Origin of the sequence: Anaerovibrio sp., assembly GCF_024697385.1 — a bacterium.
GTDB lineage: Bacteria > Bacillota > Negativicutes > Selenomonadales > Selenomonadaceae > Anaerovibrio.
The window spans coordinates 1-20372 of record NZ_JAILFV010000186.1 but is presented as its reverse complement, the minus strand read 5'-3'; the positions used below and the strand labels follow the sequence as shown (position 1 = coordinate 20372).

Genomic DNA, 20372 nt, shown 5'->3' with positions numbered 1-20372 from the left:
TTTAGGCAGAGCAGAAAACTAAATGTTAATCAGTCTGCTCCTCAGGACCCAATAATAATTCAAAGGCCTCCTTGGCAGTTTTTACAGTATGAATGTTTAAGCCAAGGTGATTCTTTGGGATATCCTTTTCGTTTTCGGCGGGAATAATCAGGTTAATAATGCCTGCCTGCTTGGCTCCATAGGCCTTTTCAAAAACTCCACCAACAGGCCGTACCTTGCCGTGGAGGGAAATTTCCCCTGTTATGGCAGTGTCCTGGCGTATAGGGCGCCTTGTAATGGCTGAAAGGATAGCTGTCAAAATAGCTGTACCGGCACTGGGCCCATCAATGTTACCACCGCCGATTACATTGATGTGGATATCATAATCGTGCATGTCCTTGCCGGTGAGCATGCGAATAACAGAGGCAGCATTGAAAACGGAATCCTTGGCCATGCTGCCGGCTGTTTCATTAAAGCGTACAGTACCCTTTCCTTCCTCCCTGGCTTTAAAGGCAATGGCTTCGATTTCGATTACCGATCCCAGAAAGCCTGCAACACCCAAGCCAAAGATATGGCCTATTTCCATGCGGTCAGAGGCCTTTTTTGTAATATAAGGACTGAGACGACTGACCTGAGCTACCTTGTAAATATCAGCTTTTTCAATTGCTACCGGACTATCTGTATCGGAGGTATTTCTTTCCAGTGCAAGGCTGTAGGCATCAGCAAGTATATTGATGGCTTTACGGCCTTCAATGGTATATTCACTGATTAATTTGGCAACCCCATCACCCAAGGTAGCAGATAATTTTTCTGCTGCATTGGAAATGATTTCCTGTATATTGGCTGGTGTGAGAGGCTCGAAATATATTTCGGCACATCTGGACCTGAGAGCCGGATTGATGTGTGATGACTCACGAGTCGTAGCACCAATAAGCACAAAGTCAGCAGGAGCACCCTCATCAAATAATTTTTTAATATAAGGAGGAATTTTGTCGTCTGCCGGGTCATAATATGCAGATTCAAAGTAGGCGCGCTTGTCTTCCAGGATTTTTAGCAGCTTGTTTTGCAGCATCATATCCATTTCGCCTATTTCATCAATAAATAAAATGCCACCATGGGCATCAGTGACCAGACCAGGTTTTGGTTCAGGAATGCCCACATCGGCCAGGTCTTTCCTGGCACCTTGATAAATTGGATCATGAACGGAGCCAAGGAGCGGGTTGGTCATATCCCGTGGATCCCAGCGCAGAGTGGTTCCGTCAGTTTCAATAAAAGGCGCATCCTCCGCAAAAGGAGAAAGGCGGCGCTTTTTTGCTTCCTCCAGTACCAACCGGGCAGCAGTAGTCTTGCCCACTCCCGGTGGTCCATACAGGATAAGATGCTGTGGATATGGGGAGCTCAGCTTTGCCAGCAGCGAATCAACAGCTCTGGATTGACCAACTATTTCATCGGTAGAGGTTGGGCGTAAAAGCTCCATCACCGATTGGGTCAGGCTGATTTCCTCAAGTTTTTCCAGTTGCTCTCTCTTTTTTTGTTCCAGGGGAGATTCAATATTTTTTTTCTCTTCCTTCAGGAGCTGCATCTTGATATCTTTTACATAGTCGAGATGATTTTCCTCCAGGCGTTCAGCAACCTTTTTTTCCAGATCATCCTCTACAGAGCGTCTGGCAAGGATGTCAGAGAATTGCTCGGTAAGTCTGTCCAGAATTTCCGAAGCTTCATCATCGCTTGGGATGTCCTTGATGGTGGGATTATCGCTGATAATTCTCTGTAAAGCCAGTATACGCTCACCTCGTTCGGGTGAGCGTATATATTGCAGGGCATCCATCTTTCCTGCCTTTATTACCAGTCGGTCTGATCCATAATAGTCTACAAGCAGGCTGAACAGCGCATCGACTTTTCTGTCCAGCTCATCCTTGGGTGGGAGCTCCTTGGACAATGCATTTTTCGCAGCTGCTACATCAGCCTCTTTGTCCTCTGTTTTTAAGTTCAGAAGTTTAGAAAAAAAGTTTTTCATAATAGCACCTGCATCAGCCCTTTATTATTTCCAACTTTATGGTGCTGGTGATTTCCGGATGTACCTTTATGATGACATCATAGGTACCGACACCGGTTACTTCATCCTTGATGGAGATTTTCCGTTTGTCGATATCAATATTATGCTGTTTTTTTAACACTTCTGAGACATCCTTGCCGGTTACTGAGCCAAACAGGCGGCCATTTTCACCAATTTTTACAGGTATTTTTATAGTAACCTGGGACAATTGGGCTGCCATTAACTTGGCTTCGTCTGTATCCTGCGCTTTTTTTCTGGCTGCGGAGCCAGCCTGTGCCTTTGCTACATTTATGTTATTGGAGGTAGCTTCAACAGCTGCTTTTTTTGGCAGCAGGAAGTTGCGGCCGTATCCGTCGGAAACCTCTACAATATCACCTTTTTTACCTACATTTTTAATGTCCTTCTGTAATATCACTTTCATTTTGATCATACTCCTCTATGAAATTTTGTGTGAATTCCAACACCTGGTTGTAAACATCATCCAGTGCAATATCCGTAATTTGGGTACCGGCTACATTTTGGTGGCCACCACCATTAAAGTGTTCCATGATGACCTGAACATTTATTTCCCCACTGGAACGGGCGCTGATTCCAACAGTATTTGGTTTCAGCTGGAAGACTACTATGCTGACACGAACATTTTCGATCCTGAGCATGGAATCAGCTACCTGTGCAGCTACTACCTGAATGTTTGGCATGGTATCCGGACATTTTGTTATAATCAGTCCATTTGCCAACATGGTAGCATTGGCCTTTGCCTTTGCCTCAGCGACCTCCGTATCAAAATCAGTTCGGAACAGCTGCCGTATTGCAACCAGGTCGGCTCCCCAGCGGCGCAGATATGCTGCAGCTTCAAAGGTCCTGACGCCTACCTGAACAGCAAAGTTTTTGGTATCAACCAATATTCCTGAATATAAAGCTATAGCCTCTATCCTGGTCAAACGCAAATCTTCACTGAAATACATCAGCAGCTCTGTTACCAGTTCACTGGTGGAACTGGTAGCCGTTTCCAGATATGTGATTTTGGTGTTTTTGATGTAATTTTCACTGCGACGGTGATGATCAATAACCACAATCTGTTCAATACGGTTCAGCATATCCGGGGCAGCGGTAATATGTGGAACGGAAGTATCAACTACGAACAGTACAGGATTTTGTGCTGTTATATTCAGCAGTTGATCTTCGGAAATAAATAAATCAGTATATTCTTCCCTGGTAGAAAGCATCTCAATAATCTTGCCGATACCTTCATTCATGTCACTGAGAATTATATGAACCGGTTTTTCCAGACTTTTTGCCATTCGGGCAATACCCATTGCGGCACCCAGGGCATCAAAATCTTCGTTATGATGTCCCATGATAAATATCTCATCAGAGGTTTGCATCAAGGCCTTGATATTTGAAGCCATTACCCTGGCCTTCACCCTGTTCTGCTTTTCCAGGGCTTTGGTCTTTCCTCCGAAAAAGCTGGTCTGGTTGCCCATCATTATAGCAGCCTGGTCACCACCACGGCTCAGGGCCAAATCAAGCATGGCCTGTGCCTGTTGACCAAGTTCTATATAGTTTTGTTTATCGGCTACTGATATACCCATACTTAAAGTGACGGGAAGCTTGCTGGTGGTATTAAAGAGATTGTGGACCTTGTCCAGGATGAGAAATTTTTCCTCGATTGCCACATTGAGATTTCGCCGTTCAATAATGGCAATATACATGTCATTACTTATTCGGCGCATATAACCGTCCAGGTGGATAATCCACTCATCAATCAATTTATTGGCTTCGAAAATCAAACGGTTTTTCTCGGCATCATTTAATCCATTCAGCACATCGTTATAATTGTCTATTTGTATGTACATTAATACTGAACGGGAATTTGCATGAATTCTTTTCAGTATCTGATACGGTGAATCATCGAGTATATAGAGTCCCATTAATCCACAGGTATCTTCCTTGGTGGCAATAGGACGGTATTTCACCTTGAAGTGCACATTATCATGAATGAATACAGTTTCACCATTATGCCCCCATATATTGTCCAGATCCAGTTCAGGCCAAAATGCATCTTCCCCCTGGGTGACAGACATTCCATATTCAGGAACCGGTTTTATGTGCTTTTCCAATTCCTTGTTGAACCATTGGAGACGGCCACTTTTATCCACCAGGACAATTATTAGTGGCAGGTTGTCTATCGCATAATTGGATGCGTCATTTACATTGCTTATTACTGTATGGCAGTAATGGGCAAATTCCTCTGAGCGATATTGGCAGCGCTCATAACCAAAAAATAAGGTTGCCAGCCATACCATCAAGGCTGCTGCACCAATATAAAAATTGTATACAAACAGCACAACTACCAGCAAAAGTGCAGCTAAATGTATGATGATAATATCAATCAAAGCATTCAGATTTCTTGGCATTTTTTTGACCTCGATTCTAAATTATTGTTGTCTTTTTGCAAAACGCTTGCGATAATCGAAAAGCATATCGAATAGCCCTACAAAGGCTACTAATTGAGCAATAAGACCATTGAGGAAAATAAAGGCTACAATCAGCCAAAACACCCAGCGGGATATTTTGTGATGCAGGAAATAGCTCATGATGGCAATTCCCTGTATGAACCCGGCGAAGGTAGTCAATATATTTACATTAAGAGAAATTTGGTAAAGGATATCTATATTTTTGGCACTGCCCCAATACAGTCCTATCAGGGAAAATGCAAAGAAATAAATAATGAGTTTTGGAAGGCGCCATTCCTCAAAGTCCGGCAATGATCTGACCGGATGCCCCAAACGCCTCAGGACTTTTCCGCCAATGGCAAAGTTGATCCAGGTTGTGATTAATCCGGAGCATATGATGACCAATGGCATCAGAAGTGTTATCATGCTGAAAGCCACTTCAAACTGACTTTTGCTGTCAGCTACCTGTTCAGCAGGGATCCCCATTGCTTCATAGGCTGACATGGTAGCCTCAAAGGATTCCTTTAACATGTCAACCTGCATATTAAAGGGGTTGATTCCCGTGACAGAAAAAAGTATACCCATTGCTAAAAGCATTGCTACAACAGCCGCCATTAATGACAGCATCAGGTTTTTGGATGCCGGCAGGTTGTTGCGAAAGCCATACCCCAAAGCAATAGCTGGTGGTGCAAATCCGATAACCATGCGGACAGCGGCCAAAGGCTCTATGAGAATGCTCATAATTATGCCGGAGGCCAAAATACTTAGCAGTGTCCACTTCATTCCATGGCGAACCTCCAGTATCAGTATGGGGAGTGGCCATATGAGAATAGCGACAGTTCCCAATACAGGTAAGTAAACACCGATTAGGGCTGTGATTATGGTTATTGCTGCCAATAAACCACTCTCGGTCATGGATTTTATGTTTTGCTCTGCCATATTTATAGATACTCCTTATTACATTTAACGAGGGTAATGAGGGACTAAATGAAAGAAGCCAGCCATAACTTATGGCGATAACGCCCTCTGCCTCGTTGCGGCGTAAAGCCAGTGTTCATGAGAAATTGCTGGTTGGTAGATTTTTCACTTTAAGGAAAAATGCAGCAATGGCATCATAACACAGGAGATTACCTCGCACTAATATGTCATTATACCATTATCTTATATATTTGTTCAAATTATGGTCCTGAACCGTTGTTTAGGGCTTTTGTGGCAGTTGTATGAGTTTGGGTTGGAGCTTTTAGTAATCTTGGATGATGCTATGAGGTGAAAAATTGTGTATAATTTAAATATGGGCTTTTGTCAGGTGAAATATGTATGAACTGGTGATGCCCTGATTGGTGTGATGAAAATAAAAAAATATATATACATATGGAGGGTCGAAAATGGAAGAGAGTGATTTGCTTAAGCTGCAAAATGGAAGTGATGTCCGCGGAATTGCCATGGAAGGTGTGGCGGGAGAAAAGGTTAATTTGTTACCTGAGGCAGTGAATGTTATAGCTGCAGCTTTTGTAGTGTTTTTGGCAAAAAAATACAATAAGATATCAGGCAACATGAAAATAGCTGTTGGGCACGATTCGCGACTGAGTGCAGAGGTTCTGAAAGACGAGGCTATAAAGGGTATTATGGGTGAAGGCGCTACTGCTGTTGACTGTGGAATGGCATCTACACCGGCCATGTTCATGTCAATTGTTTTTGATTCAGTCAGGATGGATGGTGCAATTATGATTACTGCCAGCCACCTGCCTTTTAATAGAAACGGCCTGAAATTCTTTACCCGGGATGGCGGCTTGGAGAAAGCCGATATTACAGAGGTGTTAAAGCTGGCAGCCACCTTGGATGCGGCTGAGGTTGAGATGGTCAATTATGACAGCCTTAAGCTCATTGATATTTATTCTGATCATCTTTGTGACAAAATCAGAAGTGGGGTAAAGGCTGATGATAATTATCAACAGCCGTTGCAGGGGATGCATATTGTGGTTGATGCAGGTAATGGTGCCGGTGGTTTTTTTGTTGATAAGGTCTTAAAGCCCCTGGGCGCCGATACCACCGGCAGCTGCTTCCTGGATCCGGACGGCAGGTTCCCGAATCATATACCTAATCCGGAAAACAAGGATGCAATGGCCTCTATCAAGCAGGCGGTTTTGGAGCACAAGGCTGATCTGGGGATAATTTTTGATACGGATGTGGACCGTATGAGTGCAGTCCTGCCAGATGGTAAGGAAATTAACCGAAATGCCCTTATAGCAATGATGGCGGCTATCCTGTCAGGGGAGTATCCTAATGGCACTATCGTAACGGATTCTGTTACTTCCGATGAACTGACCATATTTTTGGAACAGCATCTGAAGCTAAAGCATCATAGATATATGCGTGGCTATAAAAATGTAATTAATGAGTGTATACGCCTTAATAACAGTGGGGAGGTTTCGCCACTGGCCATCGAAACTTCAGGGCACGGGGCACTTAGCGAAAATTATTATCTGGATGATGGGGCATATTTGGCAGTGAAGCTGATTATTGCTGCAGCCAAGGCCATGAAAACAGGAGATTCCCTGGCAGAGCTTATCAGGGATTTGGGTTATCCGGCCGAGGCCAGGGAGTATAGGTTATATATTCGGGGCGTTGAAGATTTTAAGGCTTATGGAGCCCAGGTGCTGGATAAATTCAGACAGCGGGCTGTTGATAAGGGTATAAAACTGGCCGAGCCATCTTTTGAAGGTATCAGACTGGTATTTCCGGATAAGGGCTGGGTCCTGCTGAGACTTTCATTGCATGATCCTAATATGCCCATGAACATAGAAGGCCGAAATCCTGGCGATTGTGAGAGGCTCACTGAGATTGCCAAAGAGCTTGTAGCCGGATTTGAGCATCTGGATATAAGTGTAATGGATTAAATCTCTCTGTAATTACATCACCTTAGTATTTTTCGGGGGTATTGAATGAAGAAGGTTCGTATAACTGCAATGAAAAGAGCGGTCTATCCGGATTTAATGGAAAAGTACGAGAATTTTATGGAGAATCCTTGTGATATCAAGGTAGGCGATGTTTTTTTCGTCAATGAGGGCAAACCTCCTGATGGATTATGTGCAAGTGCCTGGGAAACAATGAAACCATTTGTCCTGGAGCTGGCCAGGGGGAAGGGGAATTTTTTTGATGGTTGGATGAAAAATCCCTGTTCGGCCATGATTTCATGTAATGATGGCTTTCGCCCGGTGAGTTTTCTTTTGGAAGCCATAGGTCAAGACCGTAGTCAGGGGCAGAATAATTCTGCAGGGGACATTGGCCGGGAACTGCTTAGTAATGTTGACAGACTTCATACTACCTTGCTTGGGATGGAACGAATCAAGAGAAATATGAATCTGGAATGTGATGATATTGTTGCCTGGTGCAGGGAGGAGATTACAAACCCGATGGCGGCCATCACCAGAAAGGGGAAAAATTGGTATGTTAAGACGGATGCCTGTGTCATAACAGTCAATGCCGGCAGTTATACCATAATAACCGCGCATGGCATTAAATAAGGGGGAGATACTCCCGGTATTGCTTTTTGTATACATACAGGAATAGTTTGACAGTCTTTTGGGGCAAATGCTATGATATTCTTTGGGTGACAATGTGTAGATGTTGTTATTCTGAGGTCGGGTTTTCAGTGATACGGCCGGAAGTGGTTGTAGGGAAAAACCTGTTTTCTAAATAAGGAGGATGTGCATCAATGATCGAACGGTATACAAATCCGGAGATGGGAAATATTTGGACATTACAGCATGAATTTGAAGTAATGCTGGATGTGGAAATCGCTGCATGTGAGGCTATGGCTGAATTGGGAGAAATTCCAAAGGAGGCTGCTGTCAATATCCGCGAAAAGGCTCATTTTGACCTGGATCGTGTCAAGGAAATTGAGAAGGAAACCAATCATGATATTATTGCATTTCTGACCAATGTGGCAGAATATGTGGGAGATGATTCCAAATATATTCATAAAGGACTTACCTCCAGTGATGTCAAGGATACTGCTCTGGGAATAATGATGAAAAAATCTGCAGAGCTGATTATTGATGATCTAAAGAAATTCCGTGAAGTATTAATGCGTCGGGCAAAGGAATTCAAGCATACGGTATGTATCGGGCGTACCCATGGTATACATGCAGAGCCAATGACCTTTGGCCTTAAGCTGGCGCTTTGGATGAACGAGGTCGACCGCAATATTGAGCGCGTTGAGCATGCAAAAAAGATAGTGGCAGTCGGAAAACTGTCAGGTGCTGTAGGGACCTATTCCAATATCAATCCTAAAATCGAGGAGCTGGTATGCAAGAAACTGGGGATTACTCCTGCACCGTTGGCTACTCAGGTTATTCAGCGTGATCGTCATGCTGAATATATGACCACATTGGCCATTGTAGCAAGTTCCTTTGAAAAGTTTGCCACTGAGATAAGGAATTTGCAGCGTACAGATATCAGGGAGGCCGAAGAGTATTTCAGCCCTGGGCAGAAGGGGTCATCTGCCATGCCACATAAGCGTAATCCTATTACTTGTGAGCGTATTGCCGGTATGGCCAGACTTGTCCGTGGTAATGCTGTGGCTGCCATGGAGAATGTTTCCTTGTGGCATGAGAGGGATATTTCCCATTCATCAGTAGAGCGTGTAATATTGCCTGATTCTACAATCAATGTGGATTACTGCATCAAGAAGTTTACCAATATCATTGATAAGCTTTTGGTATATCCTGATGCGATGATAGAAAATCTCAACAAAACCGGTGGACTCATATTCAGTCAGCGTATTCTCATTGCCTTGGTAAGCAAGGGTGTACTTCGTGAGGATGCTTACAAATGGGTGCAGCGTAATGCCATGAAGAGATGGCTGGAGAAGGAAGACTTCAAGACCAATATCAGCAAGGATGAGGATATTGTGAGGTATTTGTCCCAGGAAGAAATTGACGAATGCTTCAAGGTTGATTATTTCCTCCGTCATGTTGACATGATTATGGCGCGTTTTGGACTTTAAGATACAATTTCAGGGGGCCGCTTTGCGGCCCTATCGTTTTTGATAAATGGGACTGCTTCAGTGGGAGGCACATGTTTCCACTGGGGACCAGTCGGCTTTATCCACTATTTATTGGGTATCATTTACCTGACATTGGGGAGGGATATGTTACCTGTTAATATCGGATAAATAAACTGATTAGATACCGAATGAGGGGAGAGACCTTTATGGCTTCAGTAGTAGTACTAGGAACCCAATGGGGTGACGAAGGCAAGGGAAAAATTGTAGATTATTTGGCACAGCGTGCTGAAACGGTGGTTCGCTCACAGGGCGGAAGCAATGCAGGCCATACTGTATCTGTAGATGGAGTAGAATATAAGCTGCGGTTGATGCCTTCAGGAATTCTTTTTAAGGGAACATTGAATGTTATCGGCAATGGTGTAGCCTTTAATCCAAAAGTTATGCTTCAGGAAATGGATGGCATGATTGAAAAAGGGATAGATGTCAGTGGTATCCGTATCAGTAACCGTGCCCATGTTGTACTTCCTTATCATTGTGAAATGGACAGTTATCTTGAGGAGCTTAAGGGAGCCAACAAGGTAGGTACTACCAAAAATGGTATTGGTCCATGCTATGTCGACCGTGATGACCGTATAGGTATAAGAGTATGCGATTTTATTGACAAGGAAGAATTCCCTAAGCGCCTTAAGGAAAATCTGGAAATAAAAAACAAGCAGATTGTGGGTATGTATGGCAAGGAGCCAATGGATTATGAGTCTATTCTGGCAGAGTACGAAGGCTATGCAGACAGACTCAGACCATATGTCTGTGATACTATTGCCCTGCTGCATGATGAGCTGAAGGCCGGCAAAAAAGTGCTGTTTGAAGGTGCTCAGGCTACCATGCTGGATATAGATTACGGTACCTATCCATATGTCACTGCATCGCATCCTGTATCAGGAGGAGTTTGTGTAGGTGCAGGTGTGGCTCCAAGGGATATAGACAAGGTTGTTGGAGTTGTGAAAGCATATTGCACCCGTGTAGGTGAAGGGCCATTCCCTACAGAACAGCTAAATGCTATTGGTGATAAAATCCGTGAGGCCGGGCATGAATATGGAACAGTAACCGGACGCCCTCGGCGTACCGGCTGGCTGGATGCCTGTGTTGTCCGTTATGCGGGACTGCTTTCCGGTATTGATTATATGGCCATTACTCGTCTGGATATCTTGGACAATCTGCCGGAAATTAAAATGTGTGTGGGCTATAAGCATAATGGCAAGCTCCTGAATGAGATTCCTGCCTCTCTGAGGATTTTAGGCGAAGTAGAGCCGGTATATGAGACCTTTGAAGGCTGGATGACAGACATCAGTGGCATCCGCAAATATGAGGACTTACCGGAAAAGGCCCGTATTTACCTGGAGCGCCTGGCAGAGGTTGCCGAAATTAAATTGGGAATCGTTTCAGTTGGACCAAACCGTGATCAGACAATAATTATGGCAAATGACCTGTTTTAAATAGGGACAGGGTGATAGGCTCTCCGTTCATCAGGCATACTATTGTGCTTGTGGTCGGGGAGCCTTATTTTTTCCCTGCTCCAATAGGGTGGAGATGTAGTCAGGATGTGTGGTATAATATTTAAACTGGATATGTTAAAAATGGTTGTAGACTGATTATGGCAGGGGGCAGTGTTTGCCGGATAAAAGCCATTGCCATCAGCTGCTCCCGTCATTGGTGTTCAAATATCCTGAGTTAACAGATTGTGTGTATTGTATTGATAGAGGAGAAGATTATGCTTGAGCTGAAGGATATCACCTATCAGGTTGAAGAGAATAATGAAACTAAAACCATTATTGACCATCTTGATTTGAGTATAGGTGATGGAAAATTTATTGTTATTACCGGCCCCAATGGTGGGGGAAAATCAACACTGGCCAAACTGATAATGGGGGTTCGCCCTGTTTCATCCGGGTCAATGATATTTGATGGCGAGGATATTACCAAGCTTAATATTACGGACAGAGCCAAATTGGGAATCAGCTTCGCCTTTCAGCAGCCGGTGCATTTCAAGGGAATTAAGGTGCTTGACCTGTTGCGTTTGGCTACAGGCACCAACATATCAGTGAATAAGGCTTGTGATTACCTGTCAAAGGTGGGATTATGCGCCAAGGAATACATCGACCGCGAGGTTAATTCCTCCCTGTCCGGTGGTGAGCTGAAGCGCATAGAGATTGCTACAGTTTTGGCAAGGGGTACCAAATTTTCTATTTTTGATGAGCCGGAGGCTGGTATAGATATATGGAGCTTCCAGAATCTCATCCAGGTGTTTGAGAATATCCGCAAAACAGTACAGGGGACAGTTCTTATTATTTCCCATCAGGAGCGTATATTAAATATTGCTGATGAAATAATTGTTATTGAAGATGGCAAGGTGTCAAAGCATGGTTCTAAAGAGGATATATTGCCGGAACTCCTGGGAACAGCATCAGCTGTTAATATTTCCTGTAGCAAGATTTCCAATTAGGAGGCATGAACCATGTTAGATAATATACAGAAACAGCTTTTGAAAGAAGTGGCAGATTTATATTCCATGCCTAAGGGAGCCTATAATATCAGGGCCAACGGTGAAAAGGCAGCCCGTAATACCACTGAGAACATTGATATTGTCACTAAGACTGATAATCCCGGCATAGATGTATACATCAAGGATGGTACACAGAATGAGAGTGTACACATCCCTGTTGTAATCAGTGAAAGTGGCATCAAGGAAGTAGTCTATAACGATTTTTATATTGGTGAAAACTGCAATGTTACCATTGTAGCCGGGTGTGGTATCAATAATTGTGGGTCACAGGATTCCCAGCATGATGGTGTTCATCGGTTCTTCGTGGGCAAGAATTCCAAAATAAGATATGTGGAAAAACATTATGGTGAAGGCACCGGTACCGGAAAAAGAATACTAAACCCGGTTACTGAGGTCTACCAGAAGGAAAACAGCTATGTGGATATGGACATGGTACAAATAAAAGGTGTAGATGATACCTATCGCACAACCAAGGCTGAATTGGCGGCAGGAGCAACAATGATCGTTCATGAACGCCTCATGACTCATGGACAGCAGAAGGCAACAAGTGTATATTCAGTTGAACTGAATGGAGATGGCTCCAGCACAGATGTTATTTCCCGTTCTGTAGCCAAGGATGATTCAGAACAGATTTTTGAGGTAGCTATTGTGGGCAATACCATATGTAATGGACATGCAGAATGTGATGCCATAATTATGGATAATGCACATATTGTTGCCATCCCTAGGCTGGATGCCAAAAATGTTGATGCGGCACTTATTCATGAGGCCGCAATAGGTAAAATTGCGGGAGATCAGCTTATCAAACTGATGTCGTTGGGATTGACAGAAGCTGAAGCGGAAGAACAGATTATTGGCGGCTTCCTGAGATGATCAGCGCTGCCTGACGGGAACTTTTTCCCACCTGTTGGGATGCAAATTTGGTGTTCGTTGGGCTAATACAGGCTTTTTCAAAAAGAAGAAAATATCAATTAATGGATAGGTTATGCGAAGCGATTAAGAGGGACCTGACTGTTTTATGCAGTCAGGTTTTCTATTGCCAATAGATAATTGCGGGAGCCCTTTTGAAGGATTGGGAATAATATTTTACAAATGGTATTGATAATTATTTTCAATGTGGTATAGTATAGATATAAATGAAAATGAAAATATTTATTGATTGGGTTGTGAATCATGGATACTACTTACTATGAACATCAGCTGGCATGTCATTGTGCTCCAACCTTTAGGGGGATTAAGGCAGGCAGCATGATTGCACTGCAGGTTAAAAACAGTAAGGAATTCAACATGTTCCTTCAGGATTATGCAGAATGTTTCAGATGTCATGGCATAGAATTTATTCAGCTTTCAAAGCAAAAAAATCACCGGCTGATGCTGTTCTATAAACCTGAGCTGATGAAACGCATGTTGCGCAGACCCTTGGCTGTGGAAATTCTCAAACAGTTTGGTTATCCAGTGGATGAAAAGCTGGATTCATTATTGGAATACCTGGTGAAAAGAGTCAAGGAAAGTGCAGGTTTTCCTCACGAAATAGGTATCTTTTTGGGGTACCCTCCTCAGGATGTTAAGGGGTTCATTGACTACAAGGGGCATAATTATCTTTTTAGTGGCCTCTGGAAGGTTTATTCCAATGTGCCGGCGGTGAAAAGATTGTTTCAATGCTATAATGATTGCATAAATAATTTGTGCAATCAGCTTTCGTCAGGAACCAGCTTAAGGGAGGCAATAAGGGCTGCATAAGTCTTATTTTATTTATAGAAAGGAAGTTTAGTAATATGAAGGTTGCAGTTGTATATTGGTCAGGAACAGGAAATACCAAAGCTATGGCTGAGGCTATGGCTGAGGGAGCAAAATCAGCAGGAGCAGACACAGAACTGTTTTCCGTTGATGCCTTTGCTGTTGGTCAGATGCAGGATTATGATGGCTTTTTGTTTGGGTGTCCGGCGATGGGCTGTGAGGTTTTGGAGGAGGCTGAATTTGAGCCTTTCTTTGCTGAGGCTGAAGGATCTTTAAAGGATAAACCTGTTGGGCTTTTTGGATCCTACGGATGGGGGAATGGAGAATGGCTTCAGGATTGGCAGGAACGCTCCAAAAATGCTGGTGCAAAGGTGTATCAGGATGGAGTAATGATCAATAATGAACCGGATGATGATGGCTTGACCCAGTGCAGGGAATTTGCCTCTGGCTTCATTAAGGCCAATGCTTGACAGAATATATTACAGCAATCACTTAAAATAGACCTGTGGGTCTGTTTAAAGCTGATACTCCGGAAAACTGGCTGCCTGATGCAGCCAGTTTTTTGATGTCTTAAAGGTTTAATTCACAAAAAAGCAATTGTTTGTTAGAATATAGGGGTGGATATCAGGCGGATGATATCTATTGAGTTAAAGTCTCGAGGAAAACAGGGAGATGACTTTATGAAGTTAATCAGATTTATGCTCATTTTATCTATTTTATGGCTGTGCCCCTTTCATGTCGACGCCAAAGGTGATATGAGCAAATACTACAGACCAATAATCAACTGGTATACATTACAGGAGGTAGATAAGGTTACAATATTAGGTCCACCTACTGTGAGTCCGGATCAAATGGTGCGTTATATTTTGTCCAGAAGTCCTGCGCCTAAATTAAACTGTTCCCTTGAAGAACTGGTAGAGGCCTATTATACAGAGGGGGCTATAGAAGGTATACGCCCTGATGTGGCATTATGCCAGGCCTTGAAGGAAACGGATTTTTTCCGTTATGGAAATGATGTGAGTTACAAACAGAATAATTATTGTGGTTTGGGAGCTACAGGCAATAAGGCTCCCGGTTATAGCTTTTTTGTTCCACAACGGGGGGTTCGGGCACATATCCAGCATCTTATAGCTTATGCCTCCAAGGAAATGCCTAAACAGGAGCTGGTAGACCCGCGTTTTATGATATTGGTGGAAAAATATCCGGAATATCAGGGATCTGCCATATATTGGCCGGATTTAAACGGTAAATGGGCCGTACCAGGGACATATTATGGTCAGGATATATTAAGATTGTGGCGTGAGGCTCAGTCCTTTGACTATAGCAATAGTCCTTTGGCTCAGGCGGTTCATTTTGCCGAGACTAATTCAGGCAATATTGCAGCCTGGGAAGAGGTGTACCGGACCGCCCGTAAACTTGGAAATTATCGGGTTGCCATACGGGCCTGTAATGAAATTTTACACATCGACAATAGAAATGTTACTGCTTACATTAATCTTGGTGATATGCTCCGGGAATGGGGCAAGAGTGCTGAAGCCATTAACCAGTATGATACTGCGTTGCAGGTGGATCCAAATTGTTATGCGGCTTTAACAGGCAAGGCGTATCTTCTGGCAGTAATGGGAGATTATCAGCAGGCCGTTGGGATATATTCCAGGATACTACAAACAGTCCCGGAGGATACCATAGCATTATACAATCATGGCTGTATTTCTGAGGTCATGGGAAATCATCAGGTAAGTGAAGCTGATTTTAAAAAATTGTTGGAGTTGTGCCCTGATAATGTTCAGGTTCAGAAGGCCTGGACGCTCCTGCAGGCACAATAATAACGAGCTTTAAGATGTCCCCTTCCTCTTTAGGTGGGGGAAAACAAACTACAACAGCTGGCGAGCATATCTCCCAGCTCGTTGAAACGCTAATTGGAAGATTTTTCTTCTAAAGAAGAAAAATTTTAACAATTGCGTTATAAGATATGGGATTTAGGGGATACAGGGTGTCCTGTTGCTAAATTAACTATTGAGCGTTCCGCTGTCTATTTTAATGTTACGCAGTGGAAAACAGACCTTTTGCTGCACAAATATCATAAAAAGGAGTTATTGATATGAATGAGGATTATTCTATAAATACAAAATGTGTACAGGCCGGTTATACACCGGGAAATGGTGAACCAAGACAAATTCCTATAATACAGTCCACGACATTTAAGTATGATACCAGTGAAGATATGGGAAAGCTGTTCGATTTGGAGGAAAGCGGATATTTTTATTCTCGTCTGGCCAATCCTACCTGTGATAGTGTGGCGGCAAAAATAGCTGCTCTTGAGGGGGGCAGCGCAGCAATGCTGACATCTTCCGGGCAGGCGGCAAATTTCTTTGCCCTGTTTAATATCTGTGAAGCAGGAAGTCATATTGTTGCATCATCATCAATTTATGGCGGCACCTTTAATCTGATAGCTATAACCATGGCAAAAATGGGAATCGAGGCAACCTTTGTATCACCGGATGCCACAGAGGATGAGCTGGATGCTGCTTTTAAGGACAACACCAGGGCAATGTTCGGAGAGACTATAGCTAATCCTGCCCTTACCGTACTGGACATAGAAAAGTTTGCCAGGGTAGCTCATAAACATGGGGTGCCATTAGTCGTGGATAATACTTTTCCTACACCGGTGAATTGTCGGCCTATCGAGTGGGGAGCAGATATTGTGACTCATTCTACCACAAAATACATGGATGGCCATGGTGCTGCAGTAGGTGGTGCTATCATTGATTCAGGTAAATTTAATTGGATGGAGCACAAGGATAAGTTCCCTGGGCTGTGTACTCCGGATGCTTCATATCATGGATTGATTTATGCGGAAAAATTTGGACAGGAAGGCGCCTTTATAACTAAGGCTACGGTACAGCTCATGAGGGATCTGGGTTGTGTCCAGTCACCACAGAGTGCCTTTATGCTGAATCTTGGCTTGGAATCATTACATGTAAGAATGCAGCGTCATGTGGAGAATGCGCAGGCTGTAGCTGAATTTCTTGAGCAGCAGCCTCAGGTGGTTTATGTAAGCTATACGGGACTGAAAAGCAGCCGGTACTATAATTTGGCGCAGAAATATTTACCTAATGGAGGCTGCGGTGTAGTATCCTTTGAATTAAAGGGTGGCCGTAAAGCCGCAGAAACCTTTTTGAAGCACTTGAAGCTGGCAGCTGTCGAAACCCATGTGGCTGATGCCAGAACATGTTGTCTTAATCCTGCCACATCCACCCATAGGCAGCTGACTGATGAACAGCTTGAGGCTGCAGGAATACCGGCAGGACTCATTAGATTGTCATGTGGCCTGGAAGATAAGGACGATCTTATAAAAGATATACAACAGGCTTTGTTGACTGTTGACTGATTTGGACAGATTTTGCCGGCAAAGATACATGAGAGCAGCTTTGAGGACAATCTGCAGATAAATACCTTCCTTAATGGTACTCATATCAGTATCCGTTAAGGAAGGTATTATTTTAGCAGGTGTATTGTTTTGAATTGTTTTGCAATTTTTTTACAAGAAAAAAAGGCGGATAATTTCCGCCTTCGCTCAGGTCTGTGACGTCCGCCGTAATCAATAAATAAGTGCTACAAAACGACGAGGCCACCTCTTGACCTTGTGTATACATTATACGGCCTGAGAATATCGCTGTCAAGAAAAAATTTTAATTTTTTCTTAATATAAGTTGTTTTTTTTAACAGTTATTTTTGTATTGAAATATCTTGTTTGCTATTGGTTAATGTGCATGTATCCATAAGCTTTCCCTCCGGCAAAAAACATTGCACAGTCAATCGGGAAGCATTTCCTGCTAATAAGATATAATTATCTGTTTCAGGCTGAGGCAACATTATCTTATCAAACCTTTTAGTGCGTGGAACATTATAACGGCAGTTTCCGGCAACACCGGTATCAATATAAACCGGGCCCTTATCCTCTGAAGGAGAAAAATTATATATGTGGCCGTGGCGTCTATAGGTGTGCTGATGGGCCGTCAGGACGAGATCAATGCCCAGCTTGTCAAAATATGGCATGAAGGTTTTACCCACAATATCGATATCGGCCAAAGGCTCCGGGCTGTTGAGGTTTTCGTAATTAATTATGTCCTTATGTATTAACACTACATTCCATGGTTTTTTTGCTGTACGGACATCATTTTCAAGCCAGGCAAATTGTTCCTGCAGCAAACCTGGCTTTATAGGGTCAATTTCCTCAAATTGACTGTTGAGTGCTATGAAATGTACCGGACCATAATCAAAGGAATAGTAATAATTCCTAAAGTCTGTACTGCCATTGTCCGGAAATGAGAAATAGTTCAGGAATGCCTTGGGTAACCGGCATTTCCAGTCTAAATCATAGGTTTCATGATTGCCCATCAGAGGCGCAAATACACGCATTGGCATGAATGCCTTTATGCCATCAAACCATTGGCGCCATTGATATGATGCTTCCCCGTTATCTACCAGATCTCCCATATTTATGAATAAAGGGGTGTCCGGATGATCATTAAAAGCACTTGTGGCAACCTGTTTCCAGGTTATATATCCGTCTGAACACTGGGAATCCGGGAAAATCAAAGCCTTTATGGTATCATTATCATTGGTGGTTAATGGGTACCAGGGGGAGGTACAGCTATCCATCTGTATTTGATAAGAATAACTTGTTCCTGGAGTTAGGGAATCCAATTTTACCCTGTAAATATATATAGTGGTATCATCATCGGTAAACCTTTGGTAAGCACCTTTAAATACTTTTTCAGTACCGTCAGCATTTTTTAGCTGCACCTGGAATTGGGGATGACTTTCTTTTGAATGCCACATGATGACCCTGGATGCTGCACAATTATCTGTTATAAGCTGCCGGGGGCAGAGTATATCATTGTTGGTCGCTGCACTGGTAACAGGACTTTTCCTAAATAGTGAGGAGATAAGGCTTAGGGCTGATATTTTCAGAAAATCCCGTCTTGATATATTAAAATTCATTTTAGATATTCTCCCTATAATAATTCACTTAAAGTCTCCATCAGCTGTACATGGGGGTAATTTAGAAATTCCTGTTTGGTGGTATTACCGGTCAAGACCGCAGCAAAATCGACTCCGGCATTTTTTGCTGCGCCGGCATCAAAAAGACTGTCTCCTATGTATAGCACCTCACGCTTGTTGGCACCGGTGAGCCGCATGGCCAGGTTGATTCCCTGGGGGTCGGGCTTATTGGTGGTGGTATCCTCGTTGCCGATAATCAGGTCAATCAGATTTTCACAATGTGACCGTTCAAATTTTTCTGTTATGCGGTGTCTGGTTTTTGTGGAGATTATGGCAGTAGTACAGCCGGCGGCTTTTATTTTTTCCAGAACTTTAATGGTATCAGGATAGAAATGAGTATTATCAGTCATCATTTCCGCTGCATACATCTTGTAGATATTTAAAAAATTCATTTTTTCATTTTCAGAGGTCAGCCCTGTTAGCAGGGAAATGGCATCCATCATGGGCATGCCGATTGTTTTTTTTATTTCATCCCAGGGATTAGGTGGTATGTGCAATTGTTCCATGGTTTTTATGAAGCATCCCACTATGCCCTGTTCAGAATTTACCAGAGTATAATCGAAATCAAAAAAATAGAAATTGTATTTCATGGAGGTGTCCTCGGTTATTATGTTATATATACTTATAAAGGATAGTTGTTTTATAAATTGCATTATAGCATAAATTATAGCATAATGCTGTGTGGGGATAAAATGATAACGAGGTGACAGTATGATAAATCGATTGAATAAGCATGTCAGGTTGTTTTATAAAGAAAATCCGTATGTTGAGCTTTTGAATATATCGGTTGCAGAGCTCCGGGAGGGCTGTGTAGTTTTAAGTATGCCTGTGGAGGAAAAACATTGTAATTTTTATAAAGTTGCACATGGCGGGGCATTGATGAGTCTGGCAGATACTGCTATGGGTGCTGCATGCTTATCCTGTAACAAAAAAGTAGTTACATTATCTTTTGACATGAATTTCATTAAAAGTGCCCCTGTGGGAACAATGATAAAGGCAACGGGTAAGGTCATTCATAATGGCAGGCATACCATGGTTTGTGAAACTGAATTTACAAACAGTGATGGAGTACTGTTTTGCAGGGCCAGCGGCACTTTTTATGTATTGGGAGAACTTCTTCCCGAAAATAGTTAGGGTTTATAACTCGGTGTAAGCTGTCCATTCCTCTTTAGGGTGGGGCAATCAAACTATAAAGATAGGCATAAAAAAAGCGAAATGCGGAGCATGAGGTGACCCCTTAAAGTTAGACTTTTTACGAGACAAGAGTGTGTGAAAGTTTTTCTGTAAAAGCGACTCCCTAAGATAATTACGAGCTGAATGGTGGTGAGATATCCATTGTTCAGCTCGTTTTGACTATACATAATTGCGTTGACCGCGTCAAGTATTATGTTATAATGATTTCGTATTATCGACGATAAATCGGGATTCGACAAGGAAGGACAAACTTATGAAACATTGTGGAACGCAAAAGCTAGAGACAGATAGACTGGTTTTAAGAAGATATGTGAA

At 42.9% G+C, this 20372-nt stretch carries 17 protein-coding genes; 11 read left to right on the top strand and 6 right to left on the bottom strand.

The window, feature by feature from the left end:
* Positions 1-25 precede the first annotated feature (25 nt).
* From lonC to K6C05_RS09725, 4 genes are read right to left on the bottom strand one after another with little or no spacing between them, the layout of a single operon-like run.
* A complete protein-coding gene (gene lonC, locus K6C05_RS09740; protein ID WP_296734185.1) occupies positions 26-1996 on the bottom strand; it encodes a Lon family ATP-dependent protease in 1971 nt (656 codons plus the stop codon).
* Between the two features lie 13 nt (positions 1997-2009).
* Positions 2010-2456 carry a 50S ribosomal protein L9 gene (gene rplI, locus K6C05_RS09735; RefSeq protein WP_296734181.1) on the bottom strand — a complete coding sequence of 149 codons (447 nt, stop codon included), beginning with the start codon at positions 2454-2456 and terminating at the stop codon, positions 2010-2012.
* Complete coding sequence (locus K6C05_RS09730; RefSeq protein WP_296734179.1) at positions 2428-4452, bottom strand: DHH family phosphoesterase; 2025 nt, start codon at positions 4450-4452, stop codon at positions 2428-2430. The genes rplI and K6C05_RS09730 overlap by 29 nt, the downstream gene beginning before the upstream one ends.
* A gap of 21 nt (positions 4453-4473) precedes the next feature.
* Positions 4474-5430 (bottom strand): YybS family protein, encoded by a 957-nt coding sequence (locus tag K6C05_RS09725; RefSeq protein ID WP_296734176.1) that lies wholly within the window; start codon positions 5428-5430, stop codon positions 4474-4476.
* Positions 5431-5876: 446 nt separating this feature from the next.
* Here K6C05_RS09725 and K6C05_RS09720 point away from each other — a divergent pair, with 446 nt between their 5' ends.
* From K6C05_RS09720 to K6C05_RS09675, 10 genes are all read left to right on the top strand, one after another.
* Positions 5877-7388, top strand: coding sequence for a phosphomannomutase/phosphoglucomutase (locus K6C05_RS09720; RefSeq protein ID WP_296734174.1), 1512 nt, complete (start codon positions 5877-5879; stop codon positions 7386-7388).
* A 45-nt stretch (positions 7389-7433) separates the two neighbouring features.
* Positions 7434-8015: a TIGR04076 family protein gene (locus K6C05_RS09715; protein ID WP_296734171.1), complete on the top strand. Its 582-nt coding sequence runs from the start codon at positions 7434-7436 to the stop codon at positions 8013-8015.
* A 191-nt stretch (positions 8016-8206) separates the two neighbouring features.
* The gene (gene purB, locus K6C05_RS09710; protein WP_296734170.1) at positions 8207-9499 is read left to right on the top strand and encodes an adenylosuccinate lyase; all 1293 of its coding nucleotides are present in this window, start codon (positions 8207-8209) and stop codon (positions 9497-9499) included.
* Positions 9500-9705: 206 nt separating this feature from the next.
* Entirely contained in the window at positions 9706-10992 is a 1287-nt protein-coding gene (locus tag K6C05_RS09705) for an adenylosuccinate synthase (protein ID WP_296734167.1), read from the top strand.
* A gap of 275 nt (positions 10993-11267) precedes the next feature.
* Positions 11268-11999 (top strand): ATP-binding cassette domain-containing protein, encoded by a 732-nt coding sequence (locus K6C05_RS09700; RefSeq protein ID WP_296734165.1) that lies wholly within the window; start codon positions 11268-11270, stop codon positions 11997-11999.
* A gap of 12 nt (positions 12000-12011) precedes the next feature.
* Entirely contained in the window at positions 12012-12932 is a 921-nt protein-coding gene (locus K6C05_RS09695; RefSeq protein ID WP_296734162.1) for a SufD family Fe-S cluster assembly protein, read from the top strand.
* 300 nt (positions 12933-13232) lie between these two features.
* On the top strand, positions 13233-13799 hold the full coding sequence (locus K6C05_RS09690; protein ID WP_296734159.1) for a DUF3793 family protein: 567 nt from the start codon (positions 13233-13235) through the stop codon (positions 13797-13799).
* 35 nt (positions 13800-13834) lie between these two features.
* Positions 13835-14266: a flavodoxin gene (locus K6C05_RS09685; RefSeq protein ID WP_296734157.1), complete on the top strand. Its 432-nt coding sequence runs from the start codon at positions 13835-13837 to the stop codon at positions 14264-14266.
* 210 nt (positions 14267-14476) lie between these two features.
* Positions 14477-15622, top strand: coding sequence for a tetratricopeptide repeat protein (locus tag K6C05_RS09680; protein WP_296734155.1), 1146 nt, complete (start codon positions 14477-14479; stop codon positions 15620-15622).
* 275 nt (positions 15623-15897) lie between these two features.
* The gene (locus K6C05_RS09675; protein ID WP_296734153.1) at positions 15898-17187 is read left to right on the top strand and encodes a PLP-dependent transferase; all 1290 of its coding nucleotides are present in this window, start codon (positions 15898-15900) and stop codon (positions 17185-17187) included.
* Between the two features lie 338 nt (positions 17188-17525).
* Here the strand turns inward: K6C05_RS09675 and K6C05_RS09670 are convergent, their stop codons facing one another.
* Positions 17526-18803, bottom strand: a complete 1278-nt coding sequence (locus K6C05_RS09670) for a metallophosphoesterase family protein (protein WP_296734151.1) — start codon at positions 18801-18803, stop codon at positions 17526-17528.
* A gap of 14 nt (positions 18804-18817) precedes the next feature.
* Entirely contained in the window at positions 18818-19453 is a 636-nt protein-coding gene (locus K6C05_RS09665) for an HAD-IA family hydrolase (RefSeq protein ID WP_296734148.1), read from the bottom strand.
* 121 nt (positions 19454-19574) lie between these two features.
* Here K6C05_RS09665 and K6C05_RS09660 point away from each other — a divergent pair, with 121 nt between their 5' ends.
* Positions 19575-19997: a PaaI family thioesterase gene (locus tag K6C05_RS09660; protein WP_296734146.1), complete on the top strand. Its 423-nt coding sequence runs from the start codon at positions 19575-19577 to the stop codon at positions 19995-19997.
* Positions 19998-20372: the final 375 nt, after the last annotated feature.